13 protein-coding genes and 1 pseudogene are annotated in these 12,556 nt (G+C 69.7%); 6 read left to right on the top strand and 8 right to left on the bottom strand.

What is annotated here, in order from left to right; translation table 11 throughout:
• Nucleotides 1–24: 24 nt before the first annotated feature.
• Together ADK57_RS07810 and ADK57_RS07805 are read right to left on the bottom strand one after the other, a co-directional pair.
• Entirely contained in the window at nucleotides 25–1,254 is a 1,230-nt protein-coding gene (locus tag ADK57_RS07810; protein WP_053748622.1) for a DUF349 domain-containing protein, read from the bottom strand.
• Nucleotides 1,255–1,388: 134 nt separating this feature from the next.
• Entirely contained in the window at nucleotides 1,389–2,207 is an 819-nt protein-coding gene (locus tag ADK57_RS07805; RefSeq protein WP_053748621.1) for a peptidylprolyl isomerase, read from the bottom strand.
• Nucleotides 2,208–2,387: 180 nt separating this feature from the next.
• Between ADK57_RS07805 and ADK57_RS07800 the strand changes: the two genes are divergently transcribed.
• Both ADK57_RS07800 and hisS read left to right on the top strand, forming a co-directional pair.
• Nucleotides 2,388–3,101, top strand: a complete 714-nt coding sequence (locus tag ADK57_RS07800) for an MBL fold metallo-hydrolase (protein ID WP_053748620.1) — start codon at nucleotides 2,388–2,390, stop codon at nucleotides 3,099–3,101.
• Nucleotides 3,102–3,114: 13 nt separating this feature from the next.
• Complete coding sequence (gene hisS / locus ADK57_RS07795) at nucleotides 3,115–4,377, top strand: histidine--tRNA ligase (protein ID WP_053748619.1); 1,263 nt, start codon at nucleotides 3,115–3,117, stop codon at nucleotides 4,375–4,377.
• A 150-nt stretch (nucleotides 4,378–4,527) separates the two neighbouring features.
• Here hisS and ADK57_RS07790 read toward each other — a convergent pair whose 3' ends face one another.
• From ADK57_RS07790 to ADK57_RS07775, 4 genes are read right to left on the bottom strand one after another with little or no spacing between them, the layout of a single operon-like run.
• On the bottom strand, nucleotides 4,528–5,151 hold the full coding sequence (locus tag ADK57_RS07790) for a response regulator (protein ID WP_053748618.1): 624 nt from the start codon (nucleotides 5,149–5,151) through the stop codon (nucleotides 4,528–4,530).
• Entirely contained in the window at nucleotides 5,148–6,395 is a 1,248-nt protein-coding gene (locus ADK57_RS07785) for a sensor histidine kinase (protein WP_107091498.1), read from the bottom strand. The genes ADK57_RS07790 and ADK57_RS07785 overlap by 4 nt, the downstream gene beginning before the upstream one ends.
• The gene (locus ADK57_RS07780; protein ID WP_053748616.1) at nucleotides 6,353–7,198 is read right to left on the bottom strand and encodes an ABC transporter permease; all 846 of its coding nucleotides are present in this window, start codon (nucleotides 7,196–7,198) and stop codon (nucleotides 6,353–6,355) included. Before ADK57_RS07780 ends, ADK57_RS07785 begins: the two co-directional genes overlap by 43 nt.
• Nucleotides 7,195–8,061, bottom strand: a complete 867-nt coding sequence (locus ADK57_RS07775; protein WP_053748615.1) for an ABC transporter ATP-binding protein — start codon at nucleotides 8,059–8,061, stop codon at nucleotides 7,195–7,197. The genes ADK57_RS07780 and ADK57_RS07775 overlap by 4 nt, the downstream gene beginning before the upstream one ends.
• Before the next feature lie 145 nt (nucleotides 8,062–8,206).
• On the opposite strand from ADK57_RS07775, the gene ADK57_RS07770 reads away from it, so the two are divergent.
• The 3 genes from ADK57_RS07770 to rpsD all read left to right on the top strand — a co-directional run bounded on the left by ADK57_RS07770 (nucleotide 8,207) and on the right by rpsD (nucleotide 11,226).
• Entirely contained in the window at nucleotides 8,207–8,863 is a 657-nt protein-coding gene (locus ADK57_RS07770; RefSeq protein WP_053748614.1) for a vitamin K epoxide reductase family protein, read from the top strand.
• Nucleotides 8,864–8,931: 68 nt separating this feature from the next.
• Nucleotides 8,932–10,287: a replication-associated recombination protein A gene (locus ADK57_RS07765; RefSeq protein ID WP_053748613.1), complete on the top strand. Its 1,356-nt coding sequence runs from the start codon at nucleotides 8,932–8,934 to the stop codon at nucleotides 10,285–10,287.
• 324 nt (nucleotides 10,288–10,611) lie between these two features.
• Entirely contained in the window at nucleotides 10,612–11,226 is a 615-nt protein-coding gene (gene rpsD / locus ADK57_RS07760) for a 30S ribosomal protein S4 (protein WP_053748612.1), read from the top strand.
• Nucleotides 11,227–11,251: 25 nt separating this feature from the next.
• Here rpsD and ADK57_RS50395 read toward each other — a convergent pair whose 3' ends face one another.
• Both ADK57_RS50395 and ADK57_RS52390 read right to left on the bottom strand, forming a co-directional pair.
• A complete protein-coding gene (locus tag ADK57_RS50395; protein ID WP_053748611.1) occupies nucleotides 11,252–11,635 on the bottom strand; it encodes a hypothetical protein in 384 nt (127 codons plus the stop codon).
• 41 nt (nucleotides 11,636–11,676) lie between these two features.
• Nucleotides 11,677–11,946: pseudogene (locus ADK57_RS52390) on the bottom strand (regulator); the annotation flags it as partial.
• A gap of 165 nt (nucleotides 11,947–12,111) precedes the next feature.
• Here ADK57_RS52390 and ADK57_RS07745 point away from each other — a divergent pair.
• The gene (locus tag ADK57_RS07745) at nucleotides 12,112–12,552 is read left to right on the top strand and encodes a DUF948 domain-containing protein (RefSeq protein ID WP_078973006.1); all 441 of its coding nucleotides are present in this window, start codon (nucleotides 12,112–12,114) and stop codon (nucleotides 12,550–12,552) included.
• The last annotated feature ends 4 nt before the right edge of the window (nucleotides 12,553–12,556 follow it).

Raw genomic sequence — 12,556 nt, 5'->3', positions numbered from 1 at the left:
CCCTCTGCGTGGATCAGTAAAGCCTCAGCCGCCGAACTCCTGCAGACCCTTCAGAGCCTGCTCCAGCAGGGCCTCGCGGCCCGCCAGCTCCTTCTCGAGCTTGTCGGCCCTGGCGTTGTTGCCCTGGGCCCGCGCCTGCTCGATCTGGCCCTTCAGCTTGTCGACCGCCGCCTGAAGCTGCCCGGTCAGACCCTCGGCACGCGCGCGTGCCTCCGGGTTCGTCCGGCGCCACTCGGTCTCCTCGGCCTCCTGGAGGGCCCGCTCGACCGCGTGCATCCGGCCCTCGACCTTCGGCCGCGCGTCGCGCGGGACGTGGCCGATGGCCTCCCAGCGCTCGTTGATCGTGCGGAAGGCGGCACGAGCGCTCTTGAGGTCACCGATCGGCAGGAGCTTCTCGGCCTCCTCGGCCAGCTCCTCCTTCAGCTTCAGGTTCTCGGACTGCTCGGCGTCCCGCTCGGCGAAGACCGAGCTGCGGGCGGCGAAGAACACGTCCTGGGCGCCGCGGAAGCGGTTCCACAGGTCGTCCTCGTGCTCGCGCTGGGCGCGCCCGGCGGCCTTCCACTCGGCCATCAGATCGCGGTAGCGCGCGGCCGTGGGACCCCAGTCCGTCGAACCGGACAGCGCCTCGGCCTCTCCGACCAGGCGCTCCTTGGTCCTGCGGGCCTCCTCGCGCTGCGCGTCCAGCGACGCGAAGTGCGCCTTGCGACGCTTGGAGAACGCCGAGCGCGCGTGCGAGAAGCGGTGCCACAACTCGTCGTCCGACTTGCGGTCCAGGCGCGGCAGACCCTTCCAGGTGTCCACCAGGGCACGCAGGCGCTCACCGGCCGCCCGCCACTGGTCCGACTGCGCCAGCTCCTCCGCCTCGGTGACCAGCGCCTCCTTGGCGTGCCGCGCCTCGTCGGACTGCTTGGCGCGCTGCTGCTTGCGCTCCTCACGACGCTTCTCGACGGTCTCCACGAGCTTGTCCAGCCGGACCCGCAGGGCGTCCAGATCGCCGACCGCGTGGTGGGCGTCGACCTGTTCCCGAATGTGGTCGATCGCGGTCTGCGCGTCCTTCGCCGACAGGTCGGTGGTCTTCACTCGCTTCTCGAGGAGGCCGATCTCGACAACCAGGCCCTCGTACTTGCGCTCGAAGTAGGCCAGCGCCTCGTCAGGGGAGCCGGCCTGCCAGGAACCGACGACCTGCTCGCCGTCGGCCGTACGCACATACACGGTCCCCGTCTCGTCGACGCGGCCCCACGGGTCGCTGCTCACAGCGCCTCCTCCACATGATGCCTGCGAGGGCCTCAGCGCCCCCGAGCATCGTCCACAGTTTCGTCACGGCCAACATAGGCGACCGGCGGGTTGCCTGTCCGCATCCCGCGCGACCGAAATTTCGCAGTTGGCGGTCAGGATTTGGTGACGGTTGCCTTGTTGATGACGACCGTTGCGTTCGGTGCTCCGTCGCCCGCTCCGGTGCTCTCGCCGGCGGCGGCGATCTTCTTCAGGACCTTCATGCCGGCCTCGGAAACCGTACCGAACGGTGTGTAGCTGGGCGGCAACTGGCTGTCCTGGTAGACGAGGAAGAACTGGCTGCCGCCGGTGTGCGCCTGGCCGGTGTTCGCCATCGCGATCGTGCCCGCCGGGTAGATGTTGTCCTTCAGGCTTTTGTCCTTCAGGTTCTCGTCCGGGATCGTGTAGCCGGGACTGCCGCTGCCGGAGCCGGTCGGGTCGCCGCACTGCAGCACGTAGATGCCGCTGGTGGTGAGCCGGTGGCACTTGGTGTGGTCGAAGTAGCCCTTGCCGGCGAGGAAGTTGAACGAGTTCACGGTGTGCGGGGCCGCCGAGGTCTTCAGCGCGATGTCTATGTCACCGCACGTCGTCGCCAGCTTCATCGTGTACTTCGCCGACTTGTCGATGGTGATCGCCGGCTCCTTCTTCCAGGTCGCCGTCTTGACCTTGCCGGCGGCGGCCTTCTCGCACGGGTCCGGCGCCTTGCTGGTCGCCGCCGCGCTCGGGGTCGTCTCGGAGCTGGCGTTGGTCTTGTCGTCGTCCTTGAGGGCGCCGGTCGTGTACAGCGCGACGCTGCCGATCACGACCACGCCGAGCACCGACGCGATCACCGAGTTGCGCATGCGCGCCTTGCGTCGCGCGGCCGTCCGCCGCTGCTGCTGCCGCAAGAACTTCTCCCGCGCGAGCTGCCGCTTCCGCTGTTCCTGGGTGACCACCGGGTTCTCTCCTCATGCGTCTCGTACGCCTGCTGGGACGCGTGCGTCTTGTGAGCCGACCGCCTGCGTGTGCCCCGTACCGTATATGGGTTCGCTGAGGAATCGGGAGCGCCGGTAGGCTCTGACCACAGGCGCAGTCGCCGAGCAGCCCACCCGTATCGACACAAACGAAGGACGATCGTGCTCATTGCCGGGTTCCCCGCCGGGGCCTGGGGGACGAACTGTTATCTCGTCGCCCCCGCCGCCGGTGAGGAGTGCGTGATCATCGACCCCGGCCACCAGGCCGCCCAGGGAGTCGAAGAGACGCTGAAGAAGCATCGGCTCAAGCCCGTCGCCGTCGTCCTCACACACGGCCACATCGACCATGTGGCCTCGGTCGTCCCGGTGTGCGGCGCACACGGTGTACCGGCGTGGATCCACCCCGAGGACCGGTACATGATGACCGACCCGTCGATGGGTCTCGGCCGTTCCATCGGGACGCAGCTGATGGGCGAGCTGACCGTGGGGGAGCCGGACGACGTCAAGGAGCTGACCGACGGCGCGAAGCTGGAGCTGGCGGGCATGGAGCTGTCCGTCGCGCACGCGCCCGGCCATACCAAGGGGTCGGTGACCTTCCGGATGCCCGAGACCGCGGAGATCCCGTCGGTCTTCTTCTCGGGCGATCTGCTCTTCGCCGGCTCCATCGGACGCACCGACCTGCCCGGCGGTGACATGGACGAGATGCTCGACTCGCTGGCCCGCGTGTGCCTGCCGCTCGACGACTCGACCGTGGTGCTGTCGGGCCACGGCCCCCAGACGACCATCGGCCAGGAGCGCGCCACCAACCCGTACTTGCGGCAGGTGGCTGCCGGCCAGGGAGAGGGTTCGAACACCCCTCCCCGACGAGGAATGTGACGAGAGACCTTCCGTGAGCACCTTCAAGGCCCCCAAGGGCACGTACGACCTGATCCCGCCGGACAGCGCCAAGTTCCTCGCCGTCCGCGAGGCCATCGCCGCACCGCTGCGCAACTCCGGGTACGGCTACATCGAGACGCCCGGCTTCGAGAACGTCGAGCTGTTCGCGCGCGGCGTCGGTGAGTCCACCGACATCGTGACCAAGGAGATGTACGCCTTCGAGACCAAGGGCGGCGACAAGCTGGCCCTGCGCCCCGAGGGCACCGCTTCCGTGCTGCGTGCCGCTCTTGAGGCCAATCTGCACAAGACGGGCAACCTCCCGGTCAAGCTCTGGTACTCCGGCTCGTACTACCGCTACGAGCGTCCCCAGAAGGGCCGTTACCGCCACTTCTCGCAGGTCGGCGCCGAAGCGATCGGTGCGGAGGACCCGGCGCTGGACGCCGAGCTGATCATCCTGGCCGACCAGGCGTACCGCTCGCTGGGCCTGCGCACCTTCCGGATCCTGCTGAACAGCCTGGGCGACAAGGAGTGCCGTCCGGTGTACCGGGCCGCTCTGCAGGACTTCCTGCACGGCCTCGACCTCGACGAGGAGACGCTGCGCCGCGCGGACATCAACCCGCTGCGCGTCCTGGACGACAAGCGTCCCGACGTCCAGAAGCAGCTGACCGACGCACCGCTCCTGCGCGATTACCTCTGCGACGCCTGCAAGGCGTACCACGAGGAGGTGCGCGATCTGATCACCGCGGCGGGCGTCTCCTTCGAGGACGACCCGAAGCTGGTGCGCGGACTGGACTACTACACCCGTACGACCTTCGAGTTCGTCCACGACGGTCTGGGCTCCCAGTCCGCGGTGGGTGGCGGCGGCCGGTACGACGGTCTGTCGGAGATGATCGGCGGTCCCGCGCTGCCGTCCGTCGGGTGGGCGCTGGGCGTCGACCGTACGGTGCTGGCGCTGGAGGCGGAGGGTGTCGAGCTCGAACTCCCCGCCGCCACCAGTGTGTTCGCCGTTCCGCTCGGCGAGGAGGCCCGTCGGATCCTGTTCGCCAAGGTCACCGAGCTGCGGAAGGTGGGGATCGCGGCCGACTTCTCCTACGGCGCCAAGGGGCTCAAGGGCGCCATGAAGAACGCCAACCGCAGTGGTGCCCGGTACACGATCGTCGCCGGTGAGCGTGACCTTGCCGAGGGTGTCGTCCAGCTGAAGGACATGGAGTCCGGTGAGCAGGCGGCGGTCGGGGTGAACGAGATCGTGGCGGAGCTGGAGTCGAGGCTGGGGTGAGGGAGCGGGGGTGCGCGCGGGGTGTTTCTTCGCCCCCGCCGCCCCCTTCCGGTCCCATCCCTGGGGGCTGCGCCCCAGACCCCCTTCGGCCCTGAAGGGGCCTTGTCCGGCCTTGTCCTCGAACGCCGGACGGGCTGGTGGTGGACGGCCTCAGTCCAGCAAGCCGTGCCGCATGGCGCTGGTCACCGCTGCTGTTCTGTCGTCCACCCCCAACTTCCCGAAGGCGCGCAGCAGGTGGGTCTTCACCGTCGACTCGCCGATGAACAACCGGCGCCCGATCTCCGCGTTGGTGCAGCCCTCCGCCACCAACCGCAGGACCGCCGTCTCGCGCTCCGACAACCGCGGCCGCTCCGGCCTCGTCCGCAGCTGGTCCACCAGCCGGGCGGCCACCGACGGCGCCAACACGGTCTCGCCCCGCGCGGCGGCCCGTACGGACTCCGCGAGTTCTCCCCGCGGCAGATCCTTCAGCAGATAGCCCGCCGCCCCGGCCTCCACCGCCCGCAGGATGTCCCGGTCCGTCTCGTAGGTCGTGAGGACGATCACCCGGCACGGCAGCCCGGCCTCGCTCATCCGCACGATGGAGTCCACGCCCCCACCGCCCGGCATCCGCAGGTCCATCAGCACGATGTCGGGCCGCAACTCGGCGGCCAGCGCCTCCGCCTGCGGCCCGCTGGACGCGTCGGCGACCACCTCCAGGTCCGGTTCCGCGCTCAGCATCGCCCGCAGTCCCTCCCGTACGACGGGATGGTCGTCGGCCAGGATGATCCGGATCACGATGAACTCCTCGGGGGAGGGACGGGCAGGTGCACGGTCACCGTCGTGCCGTCGCCGGGGGCGCTGCGCACCTGCGCCGTCCCGCCGACCTCGGTGGCCCGGGCCCGCAACCCCGCCAGCCCGTAGCCGCCGACACCGGGGCCGACGGCGGACGCGTCGAAGCCGCAGCCGTCGTCGCGTACGGACACGGTGAGCGTTTCGTCGGCGTAGGCAACCGTGACGGTGACCACCGCCGAACTCCCGGCGTGCTTACGGGTGTTGGCGAGCGCCTCCTGGCAGGCGCGCAGGGCGACCACCTCGGGGACGGCGGGGAGGGGACGTACGGGGCCGGTCACCTGCACCGCCGCCTCGTGGCGGGCGGCCAGCCTGCGCAGCGCGTCCGGCAGGGAGGCCCCGGCCAGGTCGGCGGGCGCGCCCCCGGCGACCAGGGCGCGGGCCTCGGCGAGGTTCAGCCGGGCCGTCTCGTCCATCAGCGCCAGATGACTGCGGGCCTGGGACACGTCGTGGTCGAGCTCCGCCTCGACGGCCTGGGTCAGCATCAGCAGGCTGGTGAAGCCCTGCGCGAGCGTGTCGTGGATCTCCCGGGCCATCCGCTCCCGCTCGGCGAGGGCTCCGTGCGCGGCCGACAGCCGGGAGATCTCGTGGCGGCTCGCGTCCAGCTCGGCGATCAGCTCGGCCCGCTCCTGGCTCTGCTCGATGATCCGGATGATCCAGGTGCCGACGGCCAGCGAGAAGACGAGGGTGACCACGGCGAACAGCCCGTTGAAGAACACGTCCTGGTCGCTCGGCCACCACAGCAGGGCCCAGCCGACGACGGGCGCGAGATTGATGACGGCCACCGCCATCAGCGCCCGCCGCAACCGCAACGACATGAAGCACTGGGGGACCAGCGCGAACGTCATCAGCCGGGTCTCGCCCACGAGGATCGCCGACGGCAGGAAGAGTGCCATCGCCGCCACGAGGTAGCCGAGGGCGTGCCGTTCCTCGGGCGGATCGCCCCGCAGGATGGGTCGCCCCACCCACACGAACAGGGGGATCAGAGGGACGAGCAGCGCCGCAGCGGTGACGCGGACCGGCCACCCCGGTTGCCCCGCGCCGAGCACGAACACCAGGGTGGCCAGCCAGATCAGCGCGAAGTAGACGTCCCAGATCCGGAACGACCGCGCCCAGGTGTAGGCGCCGACGACGTCGTCGGGACCGGTCACCCCTCGCGCCGGTTCTTCCACCGGAAGGTCAGCAGACACAGCAGCAATCCTCCGACGCACCACGCCCCCAGCACCAGGGCGATCCGCCCGAACTCCCAGCCCCCGGCCTGTTCCAGGACCTGTGCCGACTCCGGCAGGAACACCCCGCGCAGGCCCTGGCACATCCACTTCAGCGGGAACAGCGCGCCGATGTTCAGCATCCAGCCGGGGATGGTGTCGATCGCGATGTACACCCCGGAGATGAACTGCAGGACCAGGAACGGGAGTACGACCACGGAGGTCGCGCTCTTTCCGGTCTTGGGGACCGAGCTGATCGCGATGCCCAGCAGCGCGCACGCGGTCAACCCGAGCACGAAGATCCAGGCGAAGTCGAACCACCGGCCCGCGTCCGAGGGCAGATCGATGTCGTAGAAGGCCGTGCCGACGAGCAGCAGGATCACCGTCTCCAGCAGACCCGTGACCAGAACCAGCCAGATCTTGCCGAGGAAGTACGCCGCCGGAGGCATCGGAGTGCCGCGCAGTCGGCGCAGCACCTTCTCGTCCCGCTCGATCGCGATCGAGATGCCGAGGGACTGGAAACTCGTCGACATGATGCCGGCGGCCATCATCGCCGGGACGTACAGCTGCGAGGCGGTGATGCCGGCGTCCTGCACGTCGTCGCGGAAGATCGACGCGAACAGGAACAGGAACACCACCGGGAAGGCGAAGGTGAACACCACCTGGTCGCGCTGCCGGAAGAACTGCCGGAGCTCCAGGACGCCCCGCTGCAGGCCGAGGCCCCAGATACCGGGCAGCCTTTCGGCAACGGCGTCCGAGTGTGGTCGTACGGCGGTCGTGGTCATCGTGCGTCCTCCTGTCCGGTCAGCCGGAGGTAGACGTCCTCCAGCGTGGGGCGGCTCACCCGCAGCCCCGGGATCTCACCGTCGAAGCGGTGCATGAGCGCGGCGACCGTCCTGGTCGGCGTGTCCGTGCGCTCCGCGCGCGGGGCGCCGTCCGGCTCGGTCCACTCGACGGTGGCGCCGGTTCCGTGCCGCTCCCGCAGCCCGGCCGGATCGCCCTCGGCGACGACCTGGCCCTGGGCGACGATCGCCAGCCGGTCCGCGAGGGCCTCCGCCTCCTCCAGGTAGTGCGTGGTCAGCACGATGGTCGTGCCCTCGGCGGACAGCTTGCGGATCAGGTCCCAGAACTGGCGGCGGGCCGCCGGGTCGAAACCGGTCGTGGGCTCGTCCAGGAGCAGCAGCTCGGGACCGCCGATCACTCCGAGGGCCACATCGAGCCGCCGACGCTGCCCGCCGGAGAGCGCCTTGATCCGGCTGCCCGCCTTGGCCTCCAGGCCCACCAGGCCGATGACCTCCTCCGGGTCGCGCGGCCTCGGGTAGTAGCGGGCGAAGTGCCGCACGGTCTCGCGGACCGTCAACTCCGCGGGCGCGGATTCGTCCTGCCAGACGATTCCGACACGTGAGCGCCACGCGCGCGTGCCGTGCGCCGGATCCGCACCCAGGACGGCCACCTCGCCCGCGTCCCGCGAGCGGTTGCCCTGGAGGATCTCCACCGTCGTGCTCTTGCCCGCCCCGTTGGGTCCCAGCAGGCCGAAGACCTCTCCCCTGCGGATACGGAGATCGATGCCGTCGACCGCGGTCACGTCGCCGTACTGCTTGCGCAGCCCCCGTACGTCCACCGCGAGTTCGTTCGCGTGTGCTGTCATGCGGTCGAGCCTCGTCCGGAACCGAACGCTCCGGGACGACCGCACGTACTTCCTTATGTCCACCGAACGGTGGACACGCGTCTCAGTACGGCAGAATGAGCCCTGTCCGCGGAAGGTCCACATCTCAAGTGACGGAATCGGCGTGATGAGCAAGACGACAGTCAAAGACGTCTCCACCGAACGCGAGCCGGAGCGCGCCGAGGCCGCACCGCGGTCGGTGGGCGGCAGCCGAGCGTTCGCCCTGCTGCTGGTGATCACCGGCGCGGCGGGTCTGCTCGCGGCGTGGGTCATCACGGTCGACAAGTTCAAGCTGCTCGAGGCCAAGGTCGAGGGCACGTCCTTCACGCCCGGCTGCAGTCTGAACCCCGTCGTCTCCTGCGGCAGCGTCATGGAGAGCGACCAGGCCTCGGTCTTCGGCTTCCCCAACCCGATGCTCGGCCTCGTCTGCTACGGCATCGTGATCGGCGTCGGCGTGAGCCTGCTGGCCAGGGCCCGCTTCCCGCGCTGGTACTGGCTCACCTTCAACGCCGGCACCCTCTTCGGCGTCGGCTTCTGCGCCTGGCTGATGTTCCAGTCGCTGTACCGGATCAACGCGCTGTGCCTGTGGTGCTCCCTGGCCTGGGTCGCCACGATCATCATGTTCTGGTACGTGACGTCGTTCAACATCCGCAACGGCTTCCTGCCCGCCCCGCGCTGGCTGAAGAGCTTCTTCGGCGAGTTCACCTGGGTCATGCCGGTCCTGCACATCGGCATCATCGGCATGCTGATCCTGACCCGCTGGTGGGACTTCTGGACCAGCTGACCGTCCGGACTCCGGGCCGTTCGACGGCCCGGAGTGGATTGTCAGTGGTGTGACATAGGGTTTTCAGCGTGGAGCCCGACCTGTTCACCGCCGCAGCAGAAGAACGCCAGGAGAAGGACCCGTCCAGCAGCCCCCTGGCGGTCCGGATGCGCCCGCGCACCCTCGACGAGGTGGTGGGTCAGCAGCACCTGCTGAAGCCGGGCTCGCCTCTGCGGCGACTGGTCGGCGAGGGCGCGGGCGGCCCCGCCGGACCCTCCTCGGTGATCCTCTGGGGCCCGCCCGGCACCGGCAAGACCACCCTGGCGTACGTCGTCTCCAAGGCCACCAACAAGCGTTTCGTGGAGCTGTCCGCGATCACCGCCGGCGTCAAGGAGGTCCGCGCGGTCATCGACGGAGCCCGCCGCGCCACCGGCGGCTACGGCAAGGAGACCGTCCTCTTCCTCGACGAGATCCACCGCTTCAGCAAGGCCCAGCAGGACTCCCTGCTCCCGGCCGTCGAGAACCGCTGGGTGACCCTGATCGCGGCAACCACCGAGAACCCGTACTTCTCGATCATCTCCCCGCTGCTGTCCCGCTCCCTCCTGCTCACCCTCGAACCCCTCACCGACGACGACCTGCGCGATCTCGTCCGCCGTGCGGTGAGTGACGAGCGTGGACTCAAGGACGCCGTCACCCTCCCCGAGGACACCGAGAACCACCTGCTGCGCATCGCCGGCGGCGACGCCCGCCGTGCCCTGACCGCCCTGGAGGCCGCCGCCGGGGCCGCACTCGACAAAGGCGAGACGGAGGTCGGCCTCCAGACGCTGGAGGAGACCGTCGACCGGGCGGCCGTGAAGTACGACCGGGACGGCGACCAGCACTACGACGTGGCCAGCGCCCTCATCAAGTCCATCCGCGGCTCCGACGTCGACGCGGCCCTGCACTACCTCGCCCGCATGATCGAGGCCGGCGAGGACCCCCGCTTCATCGCCCGGCGCCTGATGATCTCCGCCAGCGAGGACATCGGACTCGCGGATCCGAACGCCTTGGCGATCGCGGTCGCCGCCGCCCAGGCCGTCGCCATGATCGGCTTTCCCGAGGCCGCCCTCACCCTCAGCCACGCCACCATCGCCCTCGCCCTGGCCCCCAAGTCCAACGCCGCGACCACCGCGATCGGCGCCGCCCTGGACGACGTACGAAAAGGGCTGGCCGGACCGGTGCCCCCACATCTGCGCGACGGGCACTACAAGGGCGCCGCCAAGCTCGGCCACGCGCAGGGGTACGTGTATCCGCACGACCTGCCCGAGGGCATCGCCTCCCAGCAGTACGCCCCGGACGCGATTGAGGGCCGCGAGTACTACACCCCCACCCGGCACGGCGCCGAGGCCCGCTACGCGGACGCGGTGGAGTGGACCAGGAAGCACCTCGGTCGCAAGCGGTCCTGAACACCCTGTAGAATCGCCAGAAGTGCTGCGTCCCGTGTCCGGCCCAGGCCGGTTCACCAGAACGGGACATCCAGCCGGAGGCCTGGTTCGCCAGGATCTCCAGGAGCGTCGCGCACCGTCGAACGGTGTCGCGGGCAGCCCACCACCACCCGGATTCCCGGGAGAGGTCGGTGGGCCACTCGCGTGCTGCACGTTGTGCCCAGACCAGGGAGCGGCTGCCCGCCCCGTCCGTCAGGACGAGGAGGGTTTCCCCGGCTGCGGATTGCGACCTCCCCTAACCCTGGTGAAGCCGTATTCGCATCAGAAACACGAGGTGTTTGGTTCATGCCGAACCAGTCCCGCCCCAAGGTCAAGAAGTCGCGTGCCCTCGGTATCGCGCTGACCCCGAAGGCCGTCAAGTACTTCGAGGCCCGCCCCTACCCGCCGGGTGAGCACGGCCGTGGCCGCAAGCAGAACTCGGACTACAAGGTCCGTCTGCTCGAGAAGCAGCGCCTGCGCGCGCAGTACGACGTGTCCGAGCGCCAGCTCGTCCGCGCCTACGAGCGTGCCGCCAAGACCCAGGGCAAGACCGGTGAGGCCCTGGTGATCGAGCTCGAGCGCCGTCTCGACGCGCTGGTCCTGCGTTCGGGCATCGCCCGCACGATCTACCAGGCCCGCCAGATGGTCGTCCACGGCCACATCGAGGTCAACGGCCAGAAGGTCGACAAGCCGTCCTTCCGCGTCAAGCCCGACGACGTCGTGATGGTCCGCGAGCGCAGCCGCGAGAAGACCCTGTTCTCGATCGCCCGTGAGGGTGGTTTCGCCCCCGACGGCGAGACCCCGCGCTACCTCCAGGTGAACCTCCGCGCCCTGGCCTTCCGCCTGGACCGCGAGCCGAACCGCAAGGAGATCCCGGTGATCTGCGACGAGCAGCTCGTCGTCGAGTACTACGCCCGCTGATCACCAGCAGGCAGTAGCACCACCTCTAAGCCCGCCGTCTCCCCGCCCTTCCGGGTGGGCGAGGCGGCGGGTTTGTGCATGCCCGACGCTTGTCCAGGACCAGGACCAGGACCAGGACCAGGACCAGGACCAGGACCAGGACCAGGACCAGGACCAGGTCCAGATCGAGATCCAGGGCCGCCGCCGCCCGCCGCACCGGCCCGCGCGGCGTCGGCGCCGTATCGAGAGACGACCGCTCCCGCCAGCGCCCCAGCGCCCGGACGACCCACGCCGCCCGGCTGCGCCGCGCATCCCTCCGTAAGCCCTCCTCGTACCGCACGTCGCCCGGTTCCTCCCGGGCGAGCGCCTCGCACAGTTCGTTCGGCGCGTGGAAGTACGCCTGACCGAACAGCGCAGACCCACCGAGCAACCAACCGCTCCTAGGGCGTGCACAGTTCGTGGCTCCGGCCGGAGAACCCGCAGGCCCTGCGTCCGGCGCAGCAGCTCGGTCACCGGCTCGGCGCACGCGTCCACCAGGTGCTCGAACCCGTCGAGGACCAGCAGGAGTCGGCGCCCTGTGAGGTGTCCTTGTCCTCCCCGCCCACACCCGTGACCGTCAGGAGCCGCGAGGAGCCTAGGTCCCGCGTCAGCCCGGACAGTTCGGCCGACCCGGCCCGCGAACGCGTCGAGCTCCAGAGGCAGGTTGCCGTTCACCGAAGTGCCGCCGGGCTGAGGCTGCACGTGGAACACGGAGCGTACTGAACCGTGTTCATTCCGTACAATCGCTCCGCGCAACTCGGCTGTGCGCGGGCGGTAATCCGGTTCGGAGCCGGACCCCCGGCGCGATAGGCTCGCCGTACGACTTTTTCGATATGCAGGCACGTTTCAGGGAGCGGGTGCACAACAGTGTCCGGTGGAGAGGTGGCCGGGATCCTGGTGGCCGTTTTCTGGGCGATCCTGGTCTCCTTCCTCGCCGTCGCGCTGGCGAGGCTGGCCCAGACGCTCAGGGCGACCACCAAGCTCGTGGCGGACGTGACCGACCAGGCCGTCCCGCTGCTGGCCGAGGCCTCCACGGCGGTGCGCTCCGCGCAGACCCAGATCGAGCGGGTCGACGCGATCGCGTCGGACGTCCAGGAGGTCACGTCGAACGCTTCGGCGCTGTCGACCACCGTCGCCTCCACCTTCGGCGGCCCCCTCGTGAAGGTCGCCGCCTTCGGCTACGGCGTGCGCCGGGCCCTCGGCGGACGCAAGGACGACGTGCCCGTCAAGGCACCCCGGCGTACCGTGATCGTGGGCCGCACGGTCTCTCGGCGGGACAAGCGAGACCTCCGCAAAAAGAAGGACTGAGAGC

The sequence above is a fragment of the Streptomyces sp. MMG1533 genome, assembly GCF_001279775.1.
GTDB lineage: Bacteria > Actinomycetota > Actinomycetes > Streptomycetales > Streptomycetaceae > Streptomyces.
This window is presented reverse-complemented; position numbering and strand designations above follow the sequence as displayed.

Excerpts from the sequence above, each read along its gene's own strand:
- ADK57_RS07780 (WP_053748616.1), bottom strand. The coding sequence starts at position 7,198 with ATGACCACGACCGCCGTACGACCACACTCGGACGCCGTTGCCGAAAGG.
- ADK57_RS07775 (WP_053748615.1), bottom strand. The coding sequence starts at position 8,061 with ATGACAGCACACGCGAACGAACTCGCGGTGGACGTACGGGGGCTGCGC.
- ADK57_RS07770 (WP_053748614.1), top strand. The coding sequence starts at position 8,207 with ATGAGCAAGACGACAGTCAAAGACGTCTCCACCGAACGCGAGCCGGAG.
- rpsD (WP_053748612.1), top strand. The coding sequence starts at position 10,612 with ATGCCGAACCAGTCCCGCCCCAAGGTCAAGAAGTCGCGTGCCCTCGGT.